General features: G+C 59.2%; 37 protein-coding genes and 1 other RNA gene. 35 read left to right on the forward strand and 3 right to left on the reverse strand.

Features of this window, described 5'->3' with window-relative positions:
• On the forward strand, positions 1 to 929 hold a 929-nt coding region (locus tag ACLTXB_RS07520), incomplete at its 5' end, for a tyrosine-type recombinase/integrase (RefSeq protein ID WP_428226551.1).
• 716 nt (positions 930 to 1,645) lie between these two features.
• Here the strand turns inward: ACLTXB_RS07520 and ACLTXB_RS07525 are convergent.
• The 3 genes from ACLTXB_RS07525 to ACLTXB_RS07535 form a co-directional block, all read right to left on the reverse strand.
• Positions 1,646 to 1,909 carry a DUF5692 family protein gene (locus ACLTXB_RS07525; RefSeq protein WP_308542077.1) on the reverse strand — a complete coding sequence of 88 codons (264 nt, stop codon included), beginning with the start codon at positions 1,907 to 1,909 and terminating at the stop codon, positions 1,646 to 1,648.
• Positions 1,893 to 2,228 carry an AAA family ATPase gene (locus tag ACLTXB_RS07530; protein ID WP_412260232.1) on the reverse strand — a complete coding sequence of 112 codons (336 nt, stop codon included), beginning with the start codon at positions 2,226 to 2,228 and terminating at the stop codon, positions 1,893 to 1,895. Before ACLTXB_RS07530 ends, ACLTXB_RS07525 begins: the two co-directional genes overlap by 17 nt.
• Positions 2,229 to 3,067: 839 nt before the next feature.
• Positions 3,068 to 3,532 (reverse strand): helix-turn-helix domain-containing protein, encoded by a 465-nt coding sequence (locus tag ACLTXB_RS07535; protein WP_412260235.1) that lies wholly within the window; start codon positions 3,530 to 3,532, stop codon positions 3,068 to 3,070.
• 144 nt (positions 3,533 to 3,676) lie between these two features.
• On the opposite strand from ACLTXB_RS07535, the gene ACLTXB_RS07540 reads away from it, so the two are divergent.
• From ACLTXB_RS07540 to ACLTXB_RS07705, 34 genes are all read left to right on the forward strand, one after another.
• Positions 3,677 to 3,895 carry a helix-turn-helix transcriptional regulator gene (locus ACLTXB_RS07540; RefSeq protein WP_412260238.1) on the forward strand — a complete coding sequence of 73 codons (219 nt, stop codon included), beginning with the start codon at positions 3,677 to 3,679 and terminating at the stop codon, positions 3,893 to 3,895.
• A gap of 2 nt (positions 3,896 to 3,897) precedes the next feature.
• Entirely contained in the window at positions 3,898 to 4,137 is a 240-nt protein-coding gene (locus tag ACLTXB_RS07545; protein ID WP_412260241.1) for a hypothetical protein, read from the forward strand.
• Positions 4,136 to 4,203, forward strand: an RNA gene (locus ACLTXB_RS07550) — hammerhead ribozyme type II. The genes ACLTXB_RS07545 and ACLTXB_RS07550 overlap by 2 nt, the downstream gene beginning before the upstream one ends.
• Positions 4,204 to 4,269: 66 nt before the next feature.
• The gene (locus tag ACLTXB_RS07555) at positions 4,270 to 6,216 is read left to right on the forward strand and encodes a Mu transposase C-terminal domain-containing protein (RefSeq protein WP_428226552.1); all 1,947 of its coding nucleotides are present in this window, start codon (positions 4,270 to 4,272) and stop codon (positions 6,214 to 6,216) included.
• Complete coding sequence (locus ACLTXB_RS07560) at positions 6,209 to 7,168, forward strand: AAA family ATPase (RefSeq protein ID WP_349949169.1); 960 nt, start codon at positions 6,209 to 6,211, stop codon at positions 7,166 to 7,168. The genes ACLTXB_RS07555 and ACLTXB_RS07560 overlap by 8 nt, the downstream gene beginning before the upstream one ends.
• A 13-nt stretch (positions 7,169 to 7,181) precedes the next feature.
• Positions 7,182 to 7,511: a hypothetical protein gene (locus ACLTXB_RS07565; protein WP_412260247.1), complete on the forward strand. Its 330-nt coding sequence runs from the start codon at positions 7,182 to 7,184 to the stop codon at positions 7,509 to 7,511.
• Between the two features lie 114 nt (positions 7,512 to 7,625).
• A complete protein-coding gene (locus ACLTXB_RS07570) occupies positions 7,626 to 8,177 on the forward strand; it encodes a hypothetical protein (protein WP_412260250.1) in 552 nt (183 codons plus the stop codon).
• Complete coding sequence (locus tag ACLTXB_RS07575) at positions 8,177 to 9,139, forward strand: ATP-binding protein (protein WP_412260253.1); 963 nt, start codon at positions 8,177 to 8,179, stop codon at positions 9,137 to 9,139. The genes ACLTXB_RS07570 and ACLTXB_RS07575 overlap by 1 nt, the downstream gene beginning before the upstream one ends.
• A complete protein-coding gene (locus ACLTXB_RS07580) occupies positions 9,136 to 9,603 on the forward strand; it encodes a helix-turn-helix domain-containing protein (RefSeq protein WP_412260256.1) in 468 nt (155 codons plus the stop codon). The genes ACLTXB_RS07575 and ACLTXB_RS07580 overlap by 4 nt, the downstream gene beginning before the upstream one ends.
• Positions 9,596 to 9,784 (forward strand): hypothetical protein, encoded by a 189-nt coding sequence (locus tag ACLTXB_RS07585; protein WP_412260258.1) that lies wholly within the window; start codon positions 9,596 to 9,598, stop codon positions 9,782 to 9,784. The genes ACLTXB_RS07580 and ACLTXB_RS07585 overlap by 8 nt, the downstream gene beginning before the upstream one ends.
• Before the next feature lie 14 nt (positions 9,785 to 9,798).
• Positions 9,799 to 10,026: a hypothetical protein gene (locus ACLTXB_RS07590; protein WP_428226553.1), complete on the forward strand. Its 228-nt coding sequence runs from the start codon at positions 9,799 to 9,801 to the stop codon at positions 10,024 to 10,026.
• A gap of 17 nt (positions 10,027 to 10,043) precedes the next feature.
• Positions 10,044 to 10,439 (forward strand): hypothetical protein, encoded by a 396-nt coding sequence (locus ACLTXB_RS07595; RefSeq protein ID WP_412260264.1) that lies wholly within the window; start codon positions 10,044 to 10,046, stop codon positions 10,437 to 10,439.
• A 109-nt stretch (positions 10,440 to 10,548) separates the two neighbouring features.
• A complete protein-coding gene (locus ACLTXB_RS07600; RefSeq protein ID WP_191397334.1) occupies positions 10,549 to 10,803 on the forward strand; it encodes an AbrB/MazE/SpoVT family DNA-binding domain-containing protein in 255 nt (84 codons plus the stop codon).
• Complete coding sequence (locus ACLTXB_RS07605; protein ID WP_412260267.1) at positions 10,796 to 11,488, forward strand: hypothetical protein; 693 nt, start codon at positions 10,796 to 10,798, stop codon at positions 11,486 to 11,488. The genes ACLTXB_RS07600 and ACLTXB_RS07605 overlap by 8 nt, the downstream gene beginning before the upstream one ends.
• 18 nt (positions 11,489 to 11,506) lie before the next feature.
• A complete protein-coding gene (locus ACLTXB_RS07610) occupies positions 11,507 to 11,992 on the forward strand; it encodes a regulatory protein GemA (RefSeq protein ID WP_412260269.1) in 486 nt (161 codons plus the stop codon).
• Entirely contained in the window at positions 11,989 to 12,300 is a 312-nt protein-coding gene (locus ACLTXB_RS07615) for a Mor transcription activator family protein (RefSeq protein ID WP_337649172.1), read from the forward strand. Before ACLTXB_RS07610 ends, ACLTXB_RS07615 begins: the two co-directional genes overlap by 4 nt.
• Before the next feature lie 99 nt (positions 12,301 to 12,399).
• A complete protein-coding gene (locus ACLTXB_RS07620; RefSeq protein WP_287827420.1) occupies positions 12,400 to 12,708 on the forward strand; it encodes a hypothetical protein in 309 nt (102 codons plus the stop codon).
• Positions 12,701 to 13,030 (forward strand): type VI secretion protein, encoded by a 330-nt coding sequence (locus ACLTXB_RS07625; protein ID WP_287827421.1) that lies wholly within the window; start codon positions 12,701 to 12,703, stop codon positions 13,028 to 13,030. The genes ACLTXB_RS07620 and ACLTXB_RS07625 overlap by 8 nt, the downstream gene beginning before the upstream one ends.
• A 3-nt stretch (positions 13,031 to 13,033) precedes the next feature.
• Positions 13,034 to 13,597 (forward strand): phage protein Gp27 family protein, encoded by a 564-nt coding sequence (locus ACLTXB_RS07630; protein ID WP_412260274.1) that lies wholly within the window; start codon positions 13,034 to 13,036, stop codon positions 13,595 to 13,597.
• 22 nt (positions 13,598 to 13,619) lie between these two features.
• Entirely contained in the window at positions 13,620 to 14,120 is a 501-nt protein-coding gene (locus ACLTXB_RS07635) for a transcription termination/antitermination NusG family protein (RefSeq protein ID WP_412260277.1), read from the forward strand.
• A 298-nt stretch (positions 14,121 to 14,418) separates the two neighbouring features.
• Complete coding sequence (gene terL / locus ACLTXB_RS07640; RefSeq protein ID WP_412260280.1) at positions 14,419 to 16,173, forward strand: phage terminase large subunit; 1,755 nt, start codon at positions 14,419 to 14,421, stop codon at positions 16,171 to 16,173.
• A 14-nt stretch (positions 16,174 to 16,187) separates the two neighbouring features.
• On the forward strand, positions 16,188 to 17,552 hold the full coding sequence (locus tag ACLTXB_RS07645) for a phage portal protein (protein WP_412260283.1): 1,365 nt from the start codon (positions 16,188 to 16,190) through the stop codon (positions 17,550 to 17,552).
• Positions 17,549 to 19,027, forward strand: coding sequence for a minor capsid protein (locus ACLTXB_RS07650; protein ID WP_412260286.1), 1,479 nt, complete (start codon positions 17,549 to 17,551; stop codon positions 19,025 to 19,027). The genes ACLTXB_RS07645 and ACLTXB_RS07650 overlap by 4 nt, the downstream gene beginning before the upstream one ends.
• Positions 19,020 to 19,286: a hypothetical protein gene (locus ACLTXB_RS07655; RefSeq protein WP_287827400.1), complete on the forward strand. Its 267-nt coding sequence runs from the start codon at positions 19,020 to 19,022 to the stop codon at positions 19,284 to 19,286. The genes ACLTXB_RS07650 and ACLTXB_RS07655 overlap by 8 nt, the downstream gene beginning before the upstream one ends.
• A gap of 81 nt (positions 19,287 to 19,367) precedes the next feature.
• Positions 19,368 to 20,042 carry a DUF4355 domain-containing protein gene (locus ACLTXB_RS07660; RefSeq protein WP_412260290.1) on the forward strand — a complete coding sequence of 225 codons (675 nt, stop codon included), beginning with the start codon at positions 19,368 to 19,370 and terminating at the stop codon, positions 20,040 to 20,042.
• Between the two features lies 1 nt (position 20,043).
• Positions 20,044 to 20,985: a hypothetical protein gene (locus tag ACLTXB_RS07665; RefSeq protein WP_412260293.1), complete on the forward strand. Its 942-nt coding sequence runs from the start codon at positions 20,044 to 20,046 to the stop codon at positions 20,983 to 20,985.
• A 14-nt stretch (positions 20,986 to 20,999) separates the two neighbouring features.
• The gene (locus ACLTXB_RS07670) at positions 21,000 to 21,272 is read left to right on the forward strand and encodes a hypothetical protein (protein WP_412260296.1); all 273 of its coding nucleotides are present in this window, start codon (positions 21,000 to 21,002) and stop codon (positions 21,270 to 21,272) included.
• The gene (locus tag ACLTXB_RS07675) at positions 21,226 to 21,594 is read left to right on the forward strand and encodes a translation initiation factor 2 (RefSeq protein ID WP_412260299.1); all 369 of its coding nucleotides are present in this window, start codon (positions 21,226 to 21,228) and stop codon (positions 21,592 to 21,594) included. Before ACLTXB_RS07670 ends, ACLTXB_RS07675 begins: the two co-directional genes overlap by 47 nt.
• Positions 21,591 to 21,953, forward strand: coding sequence for a hypothetical protein (locus ACLTXB_RS07680; protein WP_412260301.1), 363 nt, complete (start codon positions 21,591 to 21,593; stop codon positions 21,951 to 21,953). The genes ACLTXB_RS07675 and ACLTXB_RS07680 overlap by 4 nt, the downstream gene beginning before the upstream one ends.
• On the forward strand, positions 21,950 to 22,351 hold the full coding sequence (locus tag ACLTXB_RS07685; RefSeq protein WP_412260303.1) for an HK97 gp10 family phage protein: 402 nt from the start codon (positions 21,950 to 21,952) through the stop codon (positions 22,349 to 22,351). Before ACLTXB_RS07680 ends, ACLTXB_RS07685 begins: the two co-directional genes overlap by 4 nt.
• Positions 22,352 to 22,362: 11 nt before the next feature.
• Positions 22,363 to 22,836 carry a phage tail terminator family protein gene (locus ACLTXB_RS07690; protein WP_412260306.1) on the forward strand — a complete coding sequence of 158 codons (474 nt, stop codon included), beginning with the start codon at positions 22,363 to 22,365 and terminating at the stop codon, positions 22,834 to 22,836.
• Positions 22,837 to 22,840: 4 nt separating this feature from the next.
• Positions 22,841 to 23,905 (forward strand): phage tail sheath C-terminal domain-containing protein, encoded by a 1,065-nt coding sequence (locus ACLTXB_RS07695; RefSeq protein ID WP_412260309.1) that lies wholly within the window; start codon positions 22,841 to 22,843, stop codon positions 23,903 to 23,905.
• Positions 23,906 to 23,918: 13 nt separating this feature from the next.
• Positions 23,919 to 24,356 (forward strand): phage tail tube protein, encoded by a 438-nt coding sequence (locus tag ACLTXB_RS07700; RefSeq protein WP_412260312.1) that lies wholly within the window; start codon positions 23,919 to 23,921, stop codon positions 24,354 to 24,356.
• A gap of 15 nt (positions 24,357 to 24,371) precedes the next feature.
• Positions 24,372 to 24,797, forward strand: a complete 426-nt coding sequence (locus ACLTXB_RS07705; RefSeq protein ID WP_412260315.1) for a hypothetical protein — start codon at positions 24,372 to 24,374, stop codon at positions 24,795 to 24,797.
• Positions 24,798 to 24,988: the final 191 nt, after the last annotated feature.

Raw genomic sequence — 24,988 nt, forward strand, 5'->3', positions numbered from 1 at the left:
AGATGTGGTACGAGGTCTATGCCGAGCCCCGGCTTCGGGAGAACACCAAGGACTATTATCTGAACTACATCAATAACCACATCATCCCCCAACTGGGAGACATCAAGCTGGACAAGCTCACCACGATCCAGATCCAGAAGTTCTACAACGATCTCCAGAAGAACGGGCGGGTGCAGCGGTACCAGCACATCCAGTTGAAAAACAAGGGCCTGAGCGTCCGGGTGGTCCACGGCATCCATACCTTGCTGAACAACTGCCTGGAGCAGGCCGTGGCAGAACGGCTGATCCTGGTGAACCCCGCCAGGGGCTGCAAGCTGCCGAAGATGGAAAAGCGGGAGATGAAGGTCCTGCCGGAAGAGAAGATCCGCCCCTATCTGATGGAAGCGGACAAGCGGGGACTGCTGGCACCCTTCTACCTGGAACTGACCACGGGACTGAGACGGGGAGAGCTGCTGGCCCTCCTCTGGACGGATCTGGACGTGGAGAACCGAACCATCTCCATCACGAAGCAGGTGACCCGCACCAAGGGAGAACTGGTGGTGAGTCAGCCTAAGACCCACAATTCCATCCGCGTCCTGCCAGTCTCGCAGCAGGCGGTGGAGTTGCTGGTGGAGGAGCACAAGAAGCATCCGGGGAATCCTTACATGTTCCCGTCGCCCAAGACGAGTGGGATGTTCGATCCGGACTCCTTTCGGCATACCCACGAGAAGATTCTGAAAGCCATCGGCGCGGAGCATATCCGGTTCCACGATCTTCGGCATACCTTCGCAACGCTCTCTTTAAAGAATGGGGTGGATGTGAAGACTCTGTCCAACACCCTGGGGCATTACAGCGCAGGCTTCACACTCAGCACCTACACCCACGCCACGCCGGACATGATGCGAGAAGCAGCGGATACGATGGGAGATGTGATTGGGAAAGCGATGTAATCACCAAAATAAACATAAGGCAGCACCGGGCTGGGAAATTCCTGCCCGGTGCTGCCTCATTCTATCGGCTACTATCGCGGTATTGGTCAGTGTATTGGTCGGAGAAAAAGCAGAAATTTAAAGCAAACTTTTTCATGGCGAATAAAAAGAAAAGTTCCTGATTTCTTGCAAAATCAGGAACTTTTTGGTGGAGACTACTGGACTCGAACCAGTGACCTCCTGCGTGTGAAGATGCGTCGGGACGTAAAAGCCCTGCTATTGGGTGCTTTCCGGCACTTTTGGCCCCATTTTCTGTGGGTACAAATAACTGCCTTGTCCACTGTGTCCACCCGCTGATTTTCTGATATTGGTCAGTGTATTGGTCAAAGCCCCGGCTCCGCCGAATCAGACGGAGCCGGGGCCTTTTCTCGATGGCAAATCTTGTTGCCGTGATAGTAGCTTGAACCAGAACGATTGTCAAGTACCTCTTTCCGGCTCGGGCAACTTGCTCTGTACCACCCCCACTCCATCAGATGGTGGGGAAATATATAAACAAGACAAATGATAACAAGGAAAAACTCTTTTGGAAAGTGCGCAGAAAGTGCTTAAGTGCCATTATCATTTTCAGCCATTCTCATTCCCCTCAACAGTCAAAAGGATGAGGCCTTGCGAACTACCAAGTCCATTGTTTTCATACGATGTTCTGCTCCAGTGGTTTTCTGTTTGTAGAGTCTGCATCAGGCTCTTGCCATGGCCTCCTGGAAGTCCTTCTGATCTGTAAAGACCTCCTGCTTGTAAGGGTTCTTTTTCTGGGCCTTTGCCCGCTTGATGATGGCGACCAGGATGACCACATTCACCACCAGGGCCACGATGGCGATGACGCCCTGGGCGGTGGGATCGGCAGCGGTAGCCGGATGGCAGGATCCATGAAGCCGTCGGCATAGATAGTGGGGATGGTGGTATTCATCTGCATTGCTTTCGGCTTCAAAACCGTGAAACAATCAGCTCCACCGCATGGTGGATGGGTATCACACTTGTGTCAATATTCAAGTCGTGATTTTGCGGGTCCCCCCACAACTGACCGGTATAACCTTCATAGTATTTGCGGCGCTGCTTATCCATCTTTGCCACCAGGCGCTTTGCCTCGGACAGGCTTAAGGACTCCTGTTCCATTTTTCGACGGATTCGCTGTTCATCCGGCGCGGAAACAAAGACCCTCAGCAGTTGGGCATCCGTATCCCGAAGGACAAAGTCGGCACACCGGCCTACAAAAATGCAGTTGTAAGTTTTCAGGATAGTTGAGAAATATAGGCCGGTCAAGGGGTTTGATATGAAATATCCCGGAAAAACACGGGAACTGGCCTAAAATCAAGGTATTCAAGCGATAGAAGTGTGAAAAAACAAGCAAGAAATTGTAGTCCTGTGAAAATGGGATTGCAATTTCTTTTTTTGTTTTTTACCCCCACCAGGCCACCAGGGAGGCGGTCAGGCGGCGGGGTTTTAAGAGGCCCTTTTAAGAGCGTTTAAGCGGACAGGACGGCAGGCACGGCGAGAGGGCGAAAAGCACGGCACGGCGGGGGTTTGCGGGGTTTTAAGAACACAAAAAAGACCTTTTAAGCGGGGCGCGCGCGGGGCGGCTTCTCCCCTGCTTGAAAGGTCTTTTTCTTTGTTTTGAACTACGGAAAGCCCGTGCATTTTCTGCACGGGCTAAAAAATGATGCACGCGCCCCGGAAATAGGGGCTTTGTGGGCGCTTTGCACTGAAATCGTCAGGGCCAAAATGCACGGGCTAATAAGGGCCAATAAGGAAAATTTAAGAGGCTCTTAAAAGGGGGTGAAGGGGGTCGGTAAAATGGCGACCCCCCTTGCAGACCCCGTAGCGAAATGAGACGGGGGCGTGTTTCACGATCCCATCCTTCAGATGGCCTAACATTTTGTGAGGCCACTCCTTCATAGGGCGTAACATTTTGTGCCCCCATCTGGGCGGTGCGTACTTCGCAAAATGGGGAGTAGCTATTTTAAGGGCGTTCAGCTTACATCCTCGGTGTGCGGTAAAATGCCGTACACCTATGGTCTAACGAAATTCGTGATTTTCTCACAAAACGGTCACAGGTCAATGGAGGCGTGGTAGCCTGTCCACGTGGAAACAAGAAGCCATGATTATTCCTCCTTAGAAGCGCCATTGCTGGTGAGATGTTCCACATCAACCGCCACATTTCGGATCATAGAGATAGCGGTCTGCCTCTTAGAGGAGTCCTTTAAGTTCAACACACTGCGAAGCTGCACCAAAATGGTGAAAACGGTCTGCTGCTCCTCAGCGGAGCAATCCTTCAGTGTATCGTTCAGCTGGCGTAGCTGATCGGGGAAGCTCGCACGGATCGCCGCCATTATTTCAGGATCCTCCCATGAATATCCGGGAGCGCGCTCACTGCTCTCCCCGCGCAGATATTCGCCAGTTACATTGAAATATCGCTCCAGTACAGCCATTGCCTTAGAATTTGGCTCTCGGAGTCCATTTTCATAGTTGATAATCGACCGAAGCGGGAGTCCAACATTCTGGGCAAGTTCCCGTTGTGTCAAACCAGATTCTTTCCGCAGCTTTTTTAGATTTTCAGCAATAGACATATTCAACACCTCACAATAAAGAGAGTATAGCATTACTTTTCCACTTGGACAACAAAAATTGAAAAAATCACTTGACTTACCCATTAGGAAAACATATAATAAGCACAAAGTTACCCATACGGATAATAAGAGGAGGTTTTAGAGATGTACCTAATTCCCAAAGTCGCAGAGATCCGTGAAAGGCGGCTGGCCGCAAACCTCTCCCAACACGGCCTGTCGTTGAAAGCGGGCCTGGGTGGTCAGGCAATCAACCGTATTGAGCGAGGTGAAACCATCACAGTCCACCCGCTGAGAGCCAGAGAAATCGCCAAAGCCCTCCATTGTGAGGTGGAGGATATTTTCGCCAATGCGAAAGGGGCGTAACCATGGAACTTAAAGACTTTATGCCTGTTTTAGAGTGTGCTTTGAAGTGTTCGGATGAAAGTATCGTTGAGGTTTCTCAAAATCCTGCCAGCGATGATGAAATCCGTGTCTTTCTGGATGATGGCAAGGGTGGGTACTGCATCACTGTTGAACTTGGAGATGTCCCGCTGTTGGATGTTTTGGCACTGGTATCTCTCGCAGTCATAGAAGATCGCCGCGAAAACGGTGATACCCCAAGATAGCCGAAACCGCCAGGAAGCTGGCGGTCTTACGGGGATGACCTCCCGTAACTGACGAGGCAGGTTATATGAAGTCAGAAGAAGGTCAGCAAAGGCAGGTGACGGAAAGTGGGAATTCAACTAACGACGCGAGAAGTGGCGGCACTATGCAACAAGCACGAAAGCACAATTCGTCGCTGGGCTGAAATCGGGAAAATCCCTTCTGAAAAGATTTTAAACGAGTTTAACTCTCCGGAGTACCTCTTCGACTTGGACGGTCTGGCTACAATCAACCCCGGTCTGGTCAAGAAATACCACGATCAGCTCCGCGCCAGCCTGCCGGAGGCCAGTATCCCGGAAGGAATAAAGCCGAAGGCGGCCAAGCCGCTGGACACCTATTCCGCTGATGAGCAGGAGGAGATCGCCTTCTGGCTCCGGCTGGTGAAGCGGTGGCAGGACTACCGGAACAAGCCGGGGGCCAACAAGACCGAGGTAGACGCACGCTTCGTGCAATGGTGCAAGCTGGAATACCCGGAGCGGGCCATATCCGTGGATACCCTATACCGCCGCTGGAACGCAATGCGGGCCAACGACCTGGACGGCCTGATCGACAAGCGGGGCAAGTGGAAGAAGGGCCGGAGCAGCATCCCGGATCCCATGTGGCAGGCATTCCTGTACTTCTTCCTGGATGAGCGGCAGCACCCCCTGAAAAAGTGCTATGAGTACACCAAGCTGGAGATGCAAACGAGCTTCCCGGAGCTGGTGGGGGATATGCCGAGCTACACGACCTTCTACCGCAGGGCGCAGGCCGACATCCCGGAGCCGCTGAAGGTGCTGGGCCGGGAGGGTGAGAAAGCCTTCCGTGACCGCTGCGCCCCGTATATCCGCCGCATCTACGACGAGATGCGGAGCAACGAGTGGTGGATCGCCGACAACCACACCTTCGACATCATCACCGAGGGCGATAACGGCCAGCGCCACCGCTTGTATCTGACGGCTTTCTTCGACGCCAGGAGCGGCATCTTCACCGGGTGCTATGTCACCAACGCCCCCAGCAGCCAGTCCACTCTGATCGCGCTGCGGCGCGGCATCCTGAAATACGGCATCCCGGAGAACATCTATGTGGACAATGGACGCGAGTTCCTGACCTATGATGTGGGCGGCCTGGGCCACCGGAAGAAGAAGCCGAAGGACGGCCAGGAGCGGTTTGAGCCGCCCCCGGTATTCGAGCGGCTGGGCATCCACATGACAAACGCTATTGTATGCAACGCAAAGGCGAAGATCATCGAGCGGCGCTTCCGGGATGTGAAAGACCACCTCTCCCGCCTGTTCGATACCTTTACCGGAGGCAATGTGCTGGAGAAGCCGGAAAGCCTGAAGTTCATCCTGAAGGACGGCAGGATCCCGCTGGATTCCACCCTGGTGGAAACGGTGGAGGAGCTGCTGGACTGGTATTTCAACCAGCAGCCCTACGGCGGCGCGGTGGCCAAAGACCACGGCAAGCCCCGCCAGCAGATCTACAACGAAAACCTGCACACCAAGCGGGTGGCCAGCGCCGAGGACTTAAACCTGATGCTGATGCGGAGCAGCCGCGCGCAGAAGGTCACGCGTCGGGGCGTACACCTGGACATCGCGGGCCAGCGCATCGACTACTGGAACGACGAGCTGGTGTTCCAGTACCTGGGCCAGCAGGTCTATTACCGCTACGACCCGGACGATCTGAGCGAGGTGCGGGTGTACGACCTGCAAGACCGCTTCATTATGACCGTCCCCGCCGACAACACGGCGGTGCTGACCTACGGGGCCAGCAAGGAGGAGGTCAAGGAGGCCATGGCCAAGGTGCGGCGCATGGAGCGCATCACCAAGGAGGCCAAGAAGGTCAGCACCTTCCCAGCCTTCGGGCGGCACACGGCGCTGGAGCTGGTCATGGAGGCCGCCCACGAGAGCAAGGTCGCACGGATCATCCCGCCCGCCAATCCGAGGGTGCTGGCGCTCCAGCGGCCTGACGAGGAGCCGCTGCTGAAGGCGGTGGCAGGCGGGCCGGATCTGGACACGATGAATCGAAACGCACTGAAACGAAATGGAGGAGCCGAGCATGAGTAAGGAATACAACAGCGCACTGCAGGCACGGGTGGAGCAGTTCCTGAAGGAAAAGAACATCAGCCAGGCCAAGGCCGCCCCGCTCATGGGGATCAGCCAGACGGCACTGAGCCAGTACCGCCGCAGTATGTACGACAACGGGAACATCGGGGAGCTGGAGAACAAGCTGATGGAGTTCTTCCGCACCCAGGAGGAGCAGGAGGCCAGCACCGAGAAGGCCCTGCCCTACCGCCCCACCCAGGAGTATATCCCCACCTCCATCTCGGAGGATGTGTATAAGCTCATCCGCTACTGCCAGCTGGAGAAGGGCATGGTCATCATCCACGGGGATGCGGGGATTGGCAAGACCAAGGGGGCCGAGCGTTTTGTCCGGGAAAACCCCACGGCCAGCGTCTATATCCAGGCCACGCCCAGCACGGGCACCCTGGCCAACCTGCTGAAGGTGCTGGCGCGGGCGCTGAAGGTACCGGAAACCCGGAGCAAGCTGGATCTGACGCTGGCCATCCGGGAGAAGCTGGAGGGCACGAACAAGGTCATCATCATTGACGAGGCCCAGCACCTGCAGCTGCGCTCCCTGGAGGAGATCCGCACCTGGGCGGACGCCAACCCCATTACGGGGCAGCAGGGCGTGGGCATCGCGCTGATCGGCAACACGGAGGTCTACACCCGGATGGTGGGCAAGCAGGAGGCGCGGTTTGCCCAGCTCTTCTCCCGCATCCGCATGAATCGCTACTACAGCACCCGAAAGGTCACTGAGGAGGATGTGGCGAAGCTGTTCCCCAAGCTGGCCGAGGAGGGCCGGAAGAAGGAGCTGAACTTCCTGCACGGCATCAGCCAGTCGAAGTGGGGCATCCGGGGCGCGGTGAATGTCTACAACAACGCAGTGAACAACGAGGACATCAGCTATGATGGGCTGTATGCCATGGCCCGCACCATGGGCATCGGCCTGGTATGAGGAGGGAGCGAACATGAAAAAGGTCAGTAAACTGCTGCACTTGATTTTGGGCTTTTCCGCAGGGCTTCTCGCCGGGGCGTTTATCCGGCTGGGGTTTGAGATCATCCATGGCCGCCCGGCGGCTATCGGGGGCGAGGCGCTGATCCTGCCGCTGGTGATCCTCCTGGTGGGCTTCGGGTTTGCGCTGGGAAAAGAGGTCAGGGTGCAGCGGAATTTCAGCCGGGTGTACGAGAAAGGTTACCGGAAGGGGTACGGCGAGGGGCTGGAGGACGGGACGGTGGAGATCCACAGCCACATTGATGTGTACAGCTTCCCGGAGGAACTTCAAGCCAGGAGTAAATGAACGCCTGGGGCTTCGGCCCCGGCCTTAATGCAGCTCCCCCAAGGGGGAACGGTCACAAGCCCGTGGAAATGCAGAGTGAGGCAAGCCATAGAGCGCGGAAAGGAGGAGCCAGCTGTGACTGACCACGCCGCCCTGACCCAAGAGGAGCAGGAGTTCGCCGCAGAGCACTGCGGGCTGATCGACCTTCACCTGAAGGTCAACGGACTCGACCCGGACAAGTGGTGGGATGTGCTGGTGTTCGGCTACCTGACCGCCGTGCGCTGCTGGTTTCGCGTCCCGCAGGTACGCAGGTGGGCCTTCCCCACGATTGCCAAGGTAAAGATGCGCGGGGCCATGGGCAACCAGCTGCGGTATGAAAACCGCGCCATGCGGCGGGGCCAGGCCGCAAGCCTGGACGCCGAGCTGGACGGTTTGGAGCCCGTCACGCTCTATGACCTGCTGCCCGGCAGCAGCGGTGCCGAGGAACAGGCCGTCTTTGAGATGCTGGTGTGCAGCCTGGCTTCCGGGCTGACGGGCACCGAGAAGGCGGTGCTTCGGCTGACCACCGAGGGCTACGGCAGGGGCGAGATCGCCAGGAAGCTGGGCATACCGCACCAGCAGGTGAAGGAGACCCTGGCCGTCCTCCAGCGCCGCTGCGCGGAGGAACAGATCGTGGAGGCGGTTTGATGCGCTATCCCAAGAAACTATCCAAGCGGGCCGACGAGATCCTGGCCGCCCGCCGCCAGACCGCGCAGGTGCGCCACGGGCGGGCGATGCTGGCCCTGGATGAGCAATACCCGGAGATCCAGGCCACAGGGCGGGAGCTGGCGCTGCTGTACGCACAGCGGGCGCGGGCCAGCCTAAACCCCGACGAGGACACCAGCGGGACGGAGGCGGCGATCCGTGAGGCCCAGGCGCGCCGGGCGGCGGCTCTGGCCACCGCAGGCGTGACAGAGGCCGACCTGGAGCCAGCCTATACCTGCCCGCGCTGCAGAGACCGTGGCGTGGCAGAGGGCGGCCAGATGTGCGAGTGCCGCCAGGCGATCCTCAACCAGCTGGTGTATGAGCAGCTGTGCGATGTGTCCCCGGCGCGGGAGTGCAGCTTTGAGAACTTCGAGCTGCGCTACTACGACGAGCGGCTGCGGCCCACCATGCGAAAGGTGGTAGAGAGCAGCCAGCGGTATGTCCGGGAGTTCGGGGGCCAGAGCCAGAGCCTGCTGTTCACAGGGGCACCGGGGCTGGGCAAGACCCACCTCTCCCTGGCCATCGCCGAGGGGGTGGCCAAGGCGGGCCACCTGGTCATGTATGTGTCCGCTCCGCACCTGATGGATCAGCTGGAGCTGGGGAAGTTCCAGAAGGACGATGCGGCGCTGGAGCTCCGGGAGGTCATCTTCGGGTGCGACCTGCTGGTGATCGACGACCTGGGCACCGAGCTGGTGACCCGCTACACGCAGGCGGAGGTCTATGACCTGGTCAACCACCGCCTGAACACGGGCAAGCCCACGATCATCAACACCAACCTGGGGCTGCAGGAAATCGAGCGAACTTACAGCAGCCGGGTGCATTCCCGCCTGGCGGGGATGTACGCAGCGGTGCAGTTCAAGGGCCGGGACATCCGGCTCCAAAAGAAACAGGAGGGCTACCGATGAAGGAAAAAACCATTTTCGCGCAGAACATCCAAACGCTCCGCAAGGAAAAGGGCTGGACGCAGAAGCAGTTGGCACAAAGGCTGGGATGCAGTTTCGACTCAATTCAGGCATACGAGTGCTGTAAATGGGAGCCAGCCTGCAAAGTGATGGTCGCTCTGGAGCAGGTGTTCGGGGTGACCGGGGCGCAGCTGTACGGGCTGGAGCCGCTGCCCCATCCAGAGGCCAGGGAGCCGCAGATCCAGCTGCATGAAACCCCGCTCCCCCTCCGGCTGGCCCCGGCCAGCTATCTCATCGGCATGGACGGCGGCAGCGAGGACGGCGACCTGCCCGGCATCTGCATCGCCTGCTCGGAGTGCGGCCAGGTCGTTTTCTCCGGCACCCTTGCCCCCGGAGCCGAGGCCACGGTGGAGATCCCGCAGAGCTGCCCGCGCTGCAGCGTGACGGGAGGGCGCGGCGATGAGTAAAGCCCTGAAAGGCGGACGGAGCTACACCGGGCGGTTTTGCACGATCTTCTACTGCGACAAGGTGCAGGCGAGCCGCTGCTGCGCCGACTGCGACAGGCGGTGCGCCAACTCCTGCCAGAACCACCCATTACGGTGCGGACTGGAGGACAAGGCCCGCAGAAGGAGGGGAAGAAAGTGCTGACCATCACGATCCAGGTGAACGCGCCGTCCGGCCAGGCTATCGGGATCAAGGAGGACATCGCCGCCTATCTGGAGAAGTTCGGCGACGCCAGGGTGGTGTCCATCGTGGAGAAGCTGCCGGAGCAGCTGCGGATGGACAGCCCGCCGCAGCGCGGCGCTGGCCCCGCCGAGCGCACCCGGCAGGCGGTCTACGCAACCGGGAACAGATGGGCCATTGAGAACTTCGAGGCCACGCACGGCTGAATGGGAGGTGATGCCCGATGACGAAAGAGGAATGGAAGCGGGCGGAGGAGGCCCTGACCCACTTCTTCCATCCGGTGGAGCTGAAGGTGGACGGATACGACATCACCCTGATCTTGGAGCGGGTGAGCGTGTATCAAAACAAGATCATGGTCTATATCGGCGGCGAGTTCCGGGGCCAGTGGATGGCCGAGGACTGCGAGGTGCGCCGCCGCTTCCTGCAGGAGCAGAAGCACAGCATCCTCTCCGGCAAACAGAGGGCCGAGTTTGAACGGCTGCCAAAGCGGAGGCAGAAGGAGCTGCGCGAGAAGTACCCCATGCAATATTCCTGCTTCACCCCGCAGTGGTCATCCTTTCGGGCGCTGAAGAAGCACTTCTGCGCCAACAACCAGAGCATCGAACTGGTCAAGGTATGAGCAGGGGGCTTCGGCCCCCGGCCTTAATGCAGCTCCCCTCCTGGGGAACGGTCACAAGCCCGTGGAAATGCAGAGTGAGGCATCACAAGAACAGAAGGAGGTTAAGCCAATGCGAAACGCATCGAAGCGCATGGGGAAAAAGGGCACCCTGACCATCCCGCAGCACCTTCGGCACGAGCTGGGGCTGGACGGCGGCACCGCCGTGGATCTGACCCCCACGGGGGACGGCGGGCTGGTGATCCAGAAGCACCGCCCCACCTGCAACATCTGCCAGGGCACCTATGAGGTGGTGACCTTTAAGGGCTTCCAGATCTGCCGGGAGTGCTTCCTGGGCATCCGGGAGGAGGTCGAGAAACTTGGCTGACACGCTGGTGGAGATGAAAACCAAGATGGAAGAGCGGGCCGACCAGGTGCGGCGCTATGTGGACGAGTACGCCGCCCTGACGCTGGAGGCCGACCGCATCAAGCAGCGGATGGAGTGGTTGAAGGGCCAGTTTGAAACCCTGGCCACCGGCGCGCTGAAGGACACCAAGCTGCTCTCCATCAGCTATTGGGGGACGCAGAACAGCCGGGTGACGGTGACGAACACGGCCACGGTGAAGCCCATCTCCCTGACGATGGTGAAGAAGGTGCTGGGCAATGTGGCCGGGGACTTCGTGAAGTCCGAAACCGTGGACAAAATGACCGAGCCGTGCAAGCGGCTGCTGGCGATGGTCTGCCAGGGCAACTTCACGACGGGCAGCCTGGAGGAGACCATCCAGGCCATCACCGGCGACGCCAAGATCCAGGCGACCCTGCGGAAGAAGCTGAAGGGCCGCTGGGAGAAGGACAAGGCCCTGCTGGAGAAGGTGGCCGGGCTGCCGGAGCAGGAGGCCAGCGACTGGGCTTTCCTGGCCGCCGAGGTCATCAACTGGGAATGGCTGGCGCAGGTTCTGGAGGCCGCAGGCTGGGAGGGCACCACCCAGGAGGCCATTGACATCATCCGCGCCGCCGTGATCGTGGAGGAAGGCATGAAGGTCGGCGTGGAAGCCGAGCAGCCGGAAGTGTGAGAGAAAGGAGGGGCGGGCATGGCAGCCATCAACGCCCAGCAAATTCGGAAGATCTACGCCATCGGGAATGCCCTGGGCATTGTGGAGCGCGGGAGCGAGGACGATGACCTGCACGCGCTGGTGTCCGCCCTGACCGGGAAGGACTCGGTGAAGTCCCTCACCTACGCGGAGGCCCAGGCGGTGATCACCGACCTGCAGAAGCGCCAGGGCGCGGCTCCCCTGCCCCGGCACAAGCCCAAGACCCACCCGGAGCGCCCAGGCGGGGCCACAGACGGCCAGCAGCGCAAGGTGTGGGCGCTCATGTATCAGCTGGCCAAGGCGGACAAGGAGCCAAGCACGGCGTCCCTGGGGGAGCGGCTGTGCGGCATCATCCGCAAGGAGCTGCGGATGGACTCCACCCCCCAGCAGCCCTTTATCTGGCTGGACTTCCGGGCCTGCAACAAGCTGATCGAGGTGCTGAAGGGCTATGTGAACAACGCAAAGCGAGGTGGTGGTCACGGATGAGCGCGCTGGATCGGGTGCAGCTGTCCGACTTGGACGAGGAACAGCAACAGGTGGCCGAGCTGATCGGCCTGGACAACTACAAGCGGCTGGTGACCGTGTTCGGGGGGCTGTCCATCTACATCCCGAAAGCGGACGCCTGGGAGCGGATGGCCCGCGATGAACAGATCCGCGAGGAGTTCGACGGGTACAACTTCAAGGAGCTGGCTGGAAGGTACGGATTGACAGAAGTGCGGATCAGGAGTATTGTATCAGATAAGATGCGGGAGTTCCGCGCCCGACCCATGGATGGGCAGCAATCCCTCTTTTAAGCAATTTCATAAAGGGCTTTATTTTCCCGCTTCGCAAATAGAAGGTACAATCGGTGTAAATCCGATGTACCTTCTATTTTTTTGCGCGGGGGTTTTTGTATGAACTTTGATGCTGGCACCTGGTGGCTGGCGCTTCTCCTCCTGGGAGGGCTGACCGGGGGCTTTTGGTTTCTTTTGAAGCGCACTGTATTTGAGCGCGTGGATAAGCTGGAGCGGTCGGTCGGCGAGAGCGTCAAAAAGGGCGACTACGACAAGGACATGAAGGAAGTCCGGGAGGACATCGAGAAGATCAAGGCGAACTATATCACGAAGGAGGACTTCTTCCGGGAGCAGGCCAAGACCGACCGGAAGCTCGACCGCATCATGGATATATTGCTGGAAATGAAAGGGGATAAGAAGGGTGAGTAATCTCGAAAAGCGCGCGCTGCGGGCGGGCAGCTTTGTCCACAACAACGGCAAGGTGCTGCGGACGGTGAACATCCTCCGGCTGAAGTACAACAAGCTGACGGGTGTGCAGAGCGTCCTGGAGGATGACGGCATCGCCGAAGATGAGTTCCTGGACAGCGTAAACTTTCTGACTGAAGAGGGCTACATCCACCTGCGGCGCATCTCCAACAAAGAGCCTGCGGCCCTGGCCGACACGGACTACACGGCGCTGGAGGCCAAGCTGACGGGCAAGGGCATCCGGCTGCTGGCCGGTGGCATCGAGGACGATATGATCGAGGTGTAAGGGATGGGTAAGAAAGCGGGCAACCGAAAGCACAGCAAAATAGACGCTCTCGACCCCGCCCTGCGGGAGACAGTGGAGCAGATGCTCCTGTCCGGCAGCACCTATTCCGAGATCGTGGACTTCCTGGGGGAAAACGGTGTGGGCATCTCCGTTGCCAGCGTCTGCCGCTACGCCCAGGCATACCAAGCCAATGTGCAGATGCTGGCTGTGGCCCAGGAGAACTTCCGGCGCATGATGGATGAGCTGGACAAATACCCCGACCTGGACACCACGGAGGCCATCATCCGGCTGACCAGCCAGAACCTGCTCACAGCCCTGTCCAACACCTCCGAAGAGGATTGGCGGGGCGTGAGCATCGACAAGATGCTGCGCGAGGCCAACGCGCTGGTGCGCGCGGCGGCATACAAGAAGCGCGTGGAGATCCAAAACCAGGACACCACCGAGGCGGGCCTGGATGCCGTCAAGTCCCTGGTGTGGGAGGCGATGGCCAAAGAGCGGCCTGACCTTTACCGGCAGGTCAATGAGTTCCTGAACAGCAAGAAGCAGGATGGTCTGGAAGCGAGGTGAGTACATGATAAGGTGGTATGTCTTGCAGGTATCGACCGGGCAGGAGACGGCGGTGCGAGAGGCGATGGAGGGCCTGGGCGTCCGGGCGGCGGTGCCCCGTGAGGAACGGCTGATCCGCAGCGGCGGGGGCTGGACAACGAAGGTTTACACGCTGCTGCCCGGCTATGTGTTTCTGGCGCTGGAGTACAGCGCCGAGAACTACTACCGGGTGAAGGCGATCCCCCATGTGCTGCGCTTCCTTGGCCCCAACGGGCTTTCCCCCTCCTACCTGACCCACCTGGAGGTGGAGTGGCTGCGGCTGCTGGACAACGGCGGGGAGCTGCTGAAGCCCTCCAGGGTGGAGGAGCTGCCGGGAGGCGGTGTGCGGATCGTGGAGGGTGTGCTGCGTAACTTCCCGATCAGCAGCATCGACTATGACAAGCGCACCCGCCGCGCCAAGGTGGAGATCAGCTTGTGCGGGGAGCCGAAAACGCTCACCCTCTCCGTGGAGGGGAACGGGAGCGAGGAGGCTGGGAGTTCTTAAACGGCGTTTACAGGAAGCCGGACAAAGCAGGCGGTTGATTCGTCCCGCCTGGGGAGGCCGGTGGAAATACGGGTGAAATAACCGGGCTGAATGACAGGCTGGGTGGCGAAGCACACCCTTCCCCCCTGTTTTTCAGCCCTGGTTTTATGTTCCTGCCCGTGGTGCCGTTTAAGCGGCGCACAGACCCCTTTAAATTCGCCGCACCGGGCAGGCGGGGGTAATTTCCCCACGCCCGCCTAAAAGCCCGCTGTGGGGCGGCTACGGCCCACGATTGAACACAGGAGGAGGAAAGGCCATTTTGAAACAGCGGAAAATGCGGAGCATCAACGCCCTGGTCGGCGCGCTGGCCGAGGCTGAAAGCAAAATATACAACGAGGACAGCACCGACTTAAAGGGCCTTTGTACGCTCTTAAAGGATTTCTTAAAAAGAGATGACACCCCGGAGCGCGTCCGGCTGCGGCGGGAGTTCGAGGCAGGGCTTCCGCTGACCGGGGAGGACGGCCTGCGCCGGAAACTGGGGGCCATCGACATGGAGTTCTTCGGGCGGGCTTACTTCCCCCACTACTTCAGCCGCCCGTCCCCGGAGTTCCATCGGGAGTTGGACGCGATCTGGCAGCAGGGCGTACTGAAGGGGCGCTACCCTCTGACCCCGGCAGACACCAAGGCGATCAGCCGCCTACCGGGAGTACGCCGGGCGGTGGCGGCCCCCCGTGGCCACGCCAAGTCCACAAACCTGACCTTCAAGGGGACGATGCACTCCACCCTGTATGGATACAAGCATTATCCCATCATCATCTCGGACAGCTCCGAGCAGGCCGAGGGCTTCCTGGACAACATCCGGGTGGAGTTTGAGGAGAACACGGCGATCCTGGAGGACTTCGGGCCGCTGGCAGGCAGCGTGTGGCGCAGCAATGTGCTGGTGACCAAGACCAATATCAAGATCGAGGCCATCGGCAGCGGCAAGAAGATCCGTGGCCGGAAGCACCGGAACTGGCGGCCCGACCTGATTATCCTGGACGATGTGGAGAACGATGAGAATGTACGGACGCCGGAGCAGCGCAGCAAGCTGAAGAACTGGTTTGACAAGGCGGTGAGCAAGTCCGGCGACGATTACACCGACATCGTTTACATCGGCACCCTGCTCCATTATGACAGCCTGCTGGCCAAGACGCTGACCAATCCGGCCTACCGCTCCATCAAGTACAAGGCGGTGATCCAATTCTCCCAGGCGGATGACCTGTGGCAGCAGTGGGAAAGCATATTCACCGACCTGGCCAACGATGACCGGGAGGCCGACGCACTGGCCTTCTTCCAGGCGCACAAGGCGGCCATGCTGGAGGGCACCCAGGTGCTGTGGGAGGAGAAGCTGTCCTACTACGACCTGATGGTGATGCGGGTGTCGGAGGGTGAGGCATCGTTTAATTCCGAGGAGCAGAACGAGCCGATCAACCCGGATGACTGCCTGTTCATGGAGGAGTGGTTTGAATACTACAACGAGGCGGAGATCAACTTCCGCGACCCGGTCTTTGACTTCTTCGGGTTTATCGACCCCTCGCTGGGCAAGACCAAGCGAAGCGACTTCTCCGCCATCGTTACCCTGGCCAAGCACCGCAGCAGCGGATATATGTATGTGGTGGATGCAGACATTGAGCGGCGGCATCCCGACCGGATCATCGCCGATGTGCTGGCCAAGGAGCGGTGGCTCCGGGCCAGCTTCGGCCACGGCTACCGGAAGCTGGGCGCGGAAACAAACCAGTTCCAGTGGTTTCTGAAGGAGGAGCTGGCCAAGGCCAGCGCAAAGGCCGGGCTATATCTGCCCATCGAGGAGGTGCAGCAGACCAGCGACAAGGTCATGCGTATCCAGACGCTGCAGCCGGATGTGAAGAACAAGTATATCAAATTCAACCGCCGCCACAAGCGGCTGCTGGAACAGCTGACACAGTTCCCCATGGGGGCGCATGACGATGGCCCGGACGCCCTGGAGGGTGCGCGCTCCATCGCAAAGAGGGTGAAGCGGTTCCGCATCGTGAATCGGGCCGAGTTTGGAATTTAAGGAGGTGGGCAGCTTTGCCGGTCATTTTTATGGAACGCTCTCTGCTGGACAGCCTGACGGAGGCGGACATCAAGGAGATCATTGACGAAAACGAGGGGCACACCAAGTACGCCAGGCTGGAGGGATACTACGAGGGCGACCACGACATCCTCCGGCACAGGAAGAAGGACAGCACCGCCCCCAATAACCGCCTGGTCAACAACATGGCGAAATATATCACGGACACGGCCACCGGGTACTTCATCGGCAAGCCGGTGGTCTACAGCTCCCAAAATGACGCATACCTGGAGGCGCTGCAGGACATCTTCGACTACAACGATGAGCAGGACGAGAACATGGAGCTGGCCAAGGGTGCCAGCATCAACGGGGACTGCTTTGAAATGCTCTACCTGGATGAGGACGCGCAGATCCGCTTCACCAAGGTGCCGCCTGACGGCTGCATTTATATCTGCGAGACGGGGTACAACACGCCCATGGCGGCCATCCGCATCGTGTACTCCAAGGACAAGGACAAGAACATCATCAAGAAGGTGGAGTTCTGGACGGCCCAGGACTGCTGGTATTTCCGCAGCATCAACGGCGGCGCGCTGGAGCTGCTGGACATCCGGGAGCACTATTGGGGGGATGTGCCCTTTGTGGAGTACATCAACAACGAGGAGCGCCAGGGGGACTTTGAAGGCGTGATCACGCTGATCGACGCATACAACCGGGTGGAGAGCAACACGGCGAACTTCTTCCAGTATAACGATGAGGCTCTGCTGAAGGTGCTGAAGATGGGGGCCGTGACCTCCCAGGACATCGCAGAGATGAAGGAAAAGGGAGCCATCATCCTGGAGGACGGCGGCGACATCCAGTGGCTCATCAAAGAGGTGAGCGACACGGCCCTGGAGAACTACAAGAAGCGGCTGCGGGAGGATATGCACATCTTCTCGGCAGTGCCCAACCTGACGGACGCGAACTTCGGCGGCAACCTGTCCGGCGTGGCGGTGTCATACAAGCTGTGGGGGCTGGAGCAAATCTGCGCCATCAAGGAGCGAAAGTTCAAGCGCGGCCTGCAGCGGCGCATCGAGCTGATCACCCACATTCTGAACATCAAGGGCGGCCAGTTCGACTACCGGGACATCGACATCCAGTTCCGGCGCAACAAGCCGCAGAATGTGCTGGAGATCGCGCAGATCATCACCATGCTGTCCGGGGAGCTGTCCCGCGAAACCCGCCTGCAGATGCTGCCTACCATCGACAATGTACAGGACGAGCTGCAGAAGCTGGATGAGGAAAAGCAGCAGGAGGTCAACAGCTTCGGCCAGTACAACGCCCTGGCCCAGGCGCTGACCCAGGCCAAGGCCCAGCCGGAGGACGAGGACGGTGAGGGCGCATGAGCTGCTGGACGCGCAACGAGTGGATCGAGGACGCCAAGGAACGGGTGCTGCAGAACACCAAGCGCACCGACGATTACGCCAGGGAGCTGATCTTTCTCTATGACGAGGCGGCCTTCAACATTGAGAAGGAGATCGAGGCCCTGTTTGCCCGCTTTGCCAAGGACAACGGGCTGACCGAGGAAGCGGCCCGGCAGCTCCTGGAGGGGAAAGAGTTCAGCGTGTGGCGCAAGTCCATCGAGGCGTATATCGCCGAGGCATCCGATGCGGCCAAGGGCAGCAAGGCTCTGCTGGAGCTGAACACCCTGGCCATGAAGAGCCGGATCACCCGGAAGGAGCAGCTGCTGGCCAATGTCTACCAGAACATGATCGACCTGGCTGAGGACAGCACCACGAAGCTGGACACCCTGCTGGGCGATATGCTGCAGGTCAACTACTACGAGAGCTGCTTCTCCATCCAGCGGGGGATCGGCCTGGGCTTCCATGTGGCGAAGATCGACAAGAAGCTGATCCAGCGGGTATTGTCCTTCCCCTGGAGCGAGAAGCACTACTCCGAGGCCGTGTGGGGGGCCTGCGACCATCTTTCGGCGCTGGCCAAGCGGGAGATCACCCTGGGCTTCATCCAGGGGAGCAGCGTCCAGAAAATGGCCCGCGCCATTGATGAGGTGATGGACAAGGGGCGCTACAACGCCGAGCGCCTGGTGCGGACGGAGTGCAAATACTTCTCCAACCAAGGCGAGATCATGGGTTACAAGGAGAGCGGCATTGAGGAATACCAGTTTCTCGGCGGCACCGAGCATTCCGGCAGCTGCACCTGCAGTGAGCTGAATGGGCGGGTGTTCCGAGTAGACGAGGCGGAGGCAGGCGTGAACCTGCCGCCCATCCACCCCAACTGCCTGTGCATCATCAAAGCCCATTTCAAGAAAAGCGTTTTCGACAAGCGAGAGGGCGATCCCTTGGCGGACAACATCAAGTTTCGGGAATGGAAAAAGAAATATGTTGACAGCCCTGCAAGGACTGCTAAAATTGACTTAACAGAACCGGAACAGGCCGCACTGATGAAATACATCAGCAGCGATTCCTACAAGATCAATGACAAGCTGCGCCGGGGCACCGCCCTATCCAAAGGTGACCGGCAATTTGTGGAGGCACTGGATCAGGCGCTGAGAAAGCTCCCGGAGTACCGGGGGACGGTCTACCGATCCCTCGCTATGGGTCTTGAGATTGAGGATGCAGATGCGTTTGTAGCAGAATATGTTGTTGGGAAAGGCAAACAATTTCCCTCATACATTTCTTCTTCATTAGGCGTCTATGATCCTGATATGCCGATTCAATATATCATCACCTCCAGACATGGCAAAGACATGACGATGTTCAATGCCGGTGAGCGTGAGGTCTTGTTTCCAAGAGACACCTGGTTTCATGTTACCAAAGTATCCGGCCACACAATTTATATGGAGGAGATAGAGGATGACTAAGCAGCTGTACAGCGACTCTCGTTGGTGGGACAATCCCAAGCCTAGAACGCCGGTGTGCTGTACTTGTAAACATTATATCGGTGTTGTAGATGGTCATGTAAGCTGCAAGGCGTTTTCCAAAATACCTAAAGATATTCGAAACGATTATGTGATTCATGACCACCCGATTGAAGGAGACCATGGATTCCAGTATGAACCGGAGGATCCAAAGAATGTTCCGAAGTTGATCCCTCGGAAAAAACTCATGCCCTACGACTGATAAAGGGCATTCAAACACGTTAAAAACACCCCTTAAGGGGTGTTTTTATTTATGCCAAAATTGCAAAAGGAGGAATTGATTATGGCAGATATCACCACCGGCACCGCCCCTGCCGCAGGCGGCGAGGGGCAGAACCCCCAGCAGACCAATCAGCAGCCCGCAACGCCCACCGCAGAGCAGCGCACGGCCTTCCAGAAGTTTTGGGACTCCCTCTTCGGAGGCAAGGAGGAACCGGCCCCCGGCTCCGGCGAGGGCACCAAGAAGGACGGCGACCCTGCCCCCAAGGAGGGCGAGGGCACCAAGCAGGAACCCCAGGGCGGCAAGAGCTATTCCGAGGCCGATGTGGAGGCCAAGATCGCGGAGGCCAAGGCCGCATGGGAGGCTGAACAGCAGGAGAAGCAGCGGCTGGCCAAGCTGCCTCCGGAGGAGCGGGCCAAAGCCGAGGGCGAGGCCCAGGCGCAGGAGCTGACCAAGCTGCGCACGGAGCTGCTGCAGCGCGACCTGAAGGACGCGGCGGTGAAGAAGCTGACCGATGAGGGCTTCCCTGTGGGACTGGCCGACCTGCTGACCTACACGGACAAGGAGAGCATGGAAAAGAGCCTGCAGCAGACCCAGGATGTATTCAAGAGCGCGCTGGAGGCCGCTGTGAAGGAGCGCCTGCGGGGTAAGACCCCGGAGGGGCTTGGCGGCGGGGCCAAGGCGGAGAACACCGTGAAAGACCAGATCGCGCAGGGCATCAGAGGAGGCATGATGTAATATGGCCAATGTATTTGAATATGCGAGCGTATTCCAGAGCGAGCTGGACAAGGCCGCCGTGGAGCAGGCCACCTCCGGCTGGATGGAGCTGAACGACAAGCTGGTGCGCTACAATGGCGGCGCGGAGGTGAAGATCCCCAGCATGGACATGGACGGCCTGGCCGACTATGACCGCGACAAGGGCTTTGTGGAGGGTTCGGTCAACCTGAAGTGGGAGACCAAGGAGATGACCCAGGACAGAGGCCGCCAGTTCACCTTCGATGAGAACGAGGTCAACGAGACCAACTTCGTGGTGACCGCAGCCCAGGCCATGGGCGAGTTCCAGCGCACCAAGGTGATCGCGGAGATTGACGCATACCGCTACAGCAAGATCGCATCCCTCTGTGCCGCCAAGGAGCGGGCGGGCTATGAGTACACCCCCACGGAGAACGACATCCTGAAGAAGCTCTACTATGACATCGCGGCAGTGCAGGATGTGGTGGGCGATGAGACCCCGCTGGTGATCACGATGGCCCGCCCCGTGGCCGCCATCCTGGATATGTCCAGCACCCTGTCCAAGAGCCTGAGCGTGATGGACTTCAAACAGGGCGATGTCACGGTGAAGGTGAAGAGCCTGAACGGTGAGTTCCCCATCATTCGCGTGGGCAGCGGGCGTATGAAAACCAGCTATCAGTTCTATGACGGCACCACTTCGGGCCAGGAGAAGGGCGGCTTTGTGGCTGCGGAGGATGCCCAGGACATCAACTGGATCATCTGCCCCCGCACGGCCCCCATCGCCGTATCCCGCACGGACAAGGTACGGATCTTCGACCCGGAGACTTACCAGAAGAAGCGGGCCTGGGCGACGGACTACCGCAAGTACCATGACCTGTGGATCCCGGACAACAAGCTGACGGCCATGTGGGTGAACATCAAGCAGGCCAAGGCTGGCGTTGGCGGCTAAGAGGAGGGCATATCATGATTGCTTTGAAGAGACTGAATGAAGTCCGGCAGGTGGCCAGCGAGGAGCGGGCCGCCAAGCTGGAGAAGAAGGGCTTCACCCGGATCGGCGGCTCCGCCGAGGCGGAGGGCCGTCCGGTGACGGAGGCCGATCTGGAGAAGCTGGGCGATGCCTTGCTTGACCGGCTGAGGGCAGAGAGCAAGAGCGGCACGAAGAAGGGCGGCAAGCCCAAGGAGGAACCGGATGGATCAGGAGCTGGTGAGCCGGATCGCGGCGACGGCGAAAAGTAACCTGCAGCTGCCGGATGAGCAGCTGCCCACCATTGAGCGGTATGTGAAGCGGGCCATCAGCCGCATCCTGGTATTCTGCGGGCGGGAGGACTTCCCTCCCCCGCTGGAGGATGTGGCGGCGCAGATTGTGGAGGATATGCTCCGGGCTGACCAAGTGGCCCCATCAGAGAACGACGTGGCCAGCGTCACGCGGGGCGACACCAGCATCAGCTACCGGGACAAGGCCAACAGCCTGAAGGAGACGGTGGCTTTTGTGAAGAACTATGAGAGCCAGCTCATCCCCTTCAGGCGGATGAAGCTGCCGAAGGACTGCCCCGCATGACGGAAGCCGACATCCTGGCGCTGACCTATCAGGACAGCTGCTGGGTCTACCGTCCGCAGAAAACGACCCTGCCCTCCGGGGAGAGCGTGTTCCGGAAGGGGCTGGATGGCAGGCAGGTATATGAGAATATACCCTGCGCCCTCTCCAGCCCCTCCGGGGGCAAGCTGGGGAAAAAGGAACCCACCGCCAGCATTGACACCGACTTCCTGCTCTTTGTCCGCCCGGAGGTGGAGATCGAGCCTGGGGACACGGTGAAGGTGATCCGGCTGGGCCGGGAGTACCTGACGGAGGCCGGGCTTGCGGATCGGCAGCCCTCCCACAACAATGTGCCGCTGAAGCTGGCGAAGGCGAAAGCATGAGCCGGACAGAATACCGCTTCGATGGCCTCGACGCGCTGGAGCAGCAGCTCTCCCGCATGATCGAGGAGGAATATCCCGCTGAGTTCCGGGCAATGGTCATTCAGCTTGCCCGTGAGCTGCAGGGCAAGGTCAAGGAAAAGACCCCGCACAAGACGGGCCGACTCCAGGAAAGCTGGACAGTCGGCCCGATTGTCAAAAAAGGCGATACCTATTATATCGAGGTCTACACCAATGTGGAGTATGCGGAGCCGGTGGAGTATGGGCACCGGACACGGGGCGGGCGCGGTTTTGTGCCCGGCAAGCACATGATGGAGCTGTCCCTGGAGGAGCTGAACCAGGCCCTGCCCGGTTTCCTGCGGGAATGGCTCAGCGACTTCATCAACACCCATGACTTGTGAGGAGGAAGAGTATGTCCACCACCATTTACGAGGCCATCCGCAGCAGCCTGATCGCCCTGCTGAAGGGGCGATGGCCCGCCTTCGAGGTGTTCGGCGAGGGGATCGACAAGACGCAGGAGGAGGGCCAGACGGAGCTGGAGGACTATATCTATCTGGACATCATCCCCTCCGGCAACCAGAGCGCAGGCCGGGGCTACACAGACCGCACCATCCTGGTGGACGCCGCGATCCACACCAAGGGCGAGAGCAATCTGGAGTACCTGCAGATCAGCCAGGCGCTGGACGATCTGCTGCGCCCGGTATTCCGCTTTACCGACAAAGGCGAGGCCAGGGCGGTGACCATTCCCGACCTGGCCTTCAATATTGTAGACAAGGTACTCCACGCCACCTTCACGCTGGCCTTCCGCGACAGCATTGAGGAGCCGGAGGTCCCGCCGCTCATGGCGGAGCTGGAGTCCAATATCCGAACCAACCGAAAGGAGTGATTTTATGGGCTTGCCTGAAATTATCATTGAATTTAAGACCAAGGGCGTGACCGCCATCAAGCGCAGCGCACGGGGCATCGTGGCCATCGTTCTGAAGGATGACACTGAAGAGGGCCAGGCGCTGAACATCTACAAGAGCGTGCTGGATGTGGATCCCACCCACTTCACGGCGCGCAACTACGAGTACCTGAAGCTGGTCTATGAGGGTTCCCCCGCCAAGACCATCGTGCTGAAGGTGGCCACCACGGAAGAGAACCTGAACCCGCAGCTGAAGCAGCTGAACGACCTGAAGTGGAACTACCTGGTTATTCCGGGAATCACCGATGATGAAAAGACTACGGTGGCCGCCTGGATCAAGGAGGCGCGGGATGACCACCACAAGACCTTCAAGGCAGTGCTGCCCAACTGCAAGGGCGACCACGAGGGCATCATCAACCTGACCACAGACAACATTACCAGCACCCTCGGCACCGCAGCCTTCAGCACGGCGGAGTATTGCTGCCGTATAGCCGGTGTACTGGCTGGTCTGTCCCTGGCCCGGAGCTGCAGCTACTTCGAGCTGACCGACATCACCGCCGCCGATGTGCCGGAGGACGCAAATGAGCGCATCGACAACGGGGAGCTGGTCATCGTCTTTGACGGGGAGAAGTACAAGATCGGGCGCGGCGTGAACAGCCTGACCTCCTTCACCCCGGAGCATGGCCAGGACTTCTCGAAGATCAAGATCATCGAGGGCGTTGACCTGTATCAGGATGACATCCGGGAAACCTTTGAGTCCTCCTATGTGGGCAAGGTCATCAACGATTACGACAACAAGCAGGCGCTTGTGGCCGCGATCCTGGCCTATCACCGGGAGCTGGAGGGCAATGTGCTGGACAGAACCTTTGACAACACCGCTGCCATCGATGTGGAGGCCCAGGAGACCTATCTGCAGAGCCAGGGCACCGACACCTCCGAGATGGATGAAACCGCCCTGGCCCAGGCGAATACCGGCTCCAAGGTCTTTATCACCAGCAATGTCAAGTTTGTGGACGCGATGGAAGATCTGAAGCTGACCTGCAATATGTAAGGAGGGAACACACATGGGCAAATTGAGAGGCAACCGCACCCTGACGGGCACCTGGGGCGAGATTTGGGTGGACGGCGTACTCATTGCCGAGCTGTCCAAGATCACGGTCAAGGTGACCGCCAACCGCGAGGATGTGCAGCTGGACATTGATGTGGACAGCAAGATGACTGGCATCAAGGGCGAGTTCACCCTGACCATCAAGAAGGCATACACCCGGTACAATCAGGTGCTGGAGAGCTGGAAGAAGGGCGTTGACCTGCGCAGCCAGATCATCACCAAGCTGGCTGACCCGGACGCCACCAACGGGCAGCAGGAGCGTTACAGCATTGACAACTGCTGGTACAATGATCTGCCGCTGGTCAACTATGAGAAGGGTGGCCTGATCGAGGAGGAGGCCACCGGCGGCTTCACCCCGTCCGACATGGTCAACCTGGACGCTATTTCTGCATAAAGGGAGGATACGGACATGGACAACGAGAAGAAATGCACCCTGGCTGAGTTTTCCCGCCGCGCCCTGCAGCGGATGAAGGACAAGAAGATCCCCAAGAAGCAAACGCTGCACATCCCCAGTATGGACATTGACCTGACGATCCGCAGCCTGGAATATGCGGAAATCATGGAGTGCCTGACGCTGGAGGACAACGGCGACCCGAGGCGCAGCGACAAGTACAGCATTTATCTGGCCGCCGTGGAGCCGAACCTACGGGAGGCGGCCAAGGAAATCATGTCCCAGGAAGCCGAGCTGCCCCCGGAGGAGCGGGAGCTGAGGGAGCCGTTGGACATCGTGAACATGTTTGACCTCGCCGAGATCACGCAGATCTCCGAGGCCATCATGGAGCTGTCCGGCGCGATGAACGGCAAGGTGACCATTGTTGAGCAGCTAAAAAAGTAATTGCCCAGGACGGCGACGCATACCTGCTCCACTACTATATCCAAAAGGGATGGAAGGCAGAGGAGTTTTTAAGTCTGGATGATGAATCCAGGCTTTTTTATCAGGCATCAATGTGGGTTGCCTTGGAGGAACGGGCGCGGATGTTCTCATTTGAAGGGTAGGAGGTGAACTGCCGATGGGCGTCAGAGGCG

It is taken from the genome of Flintibacter sp., assembly GCF_046973065.1.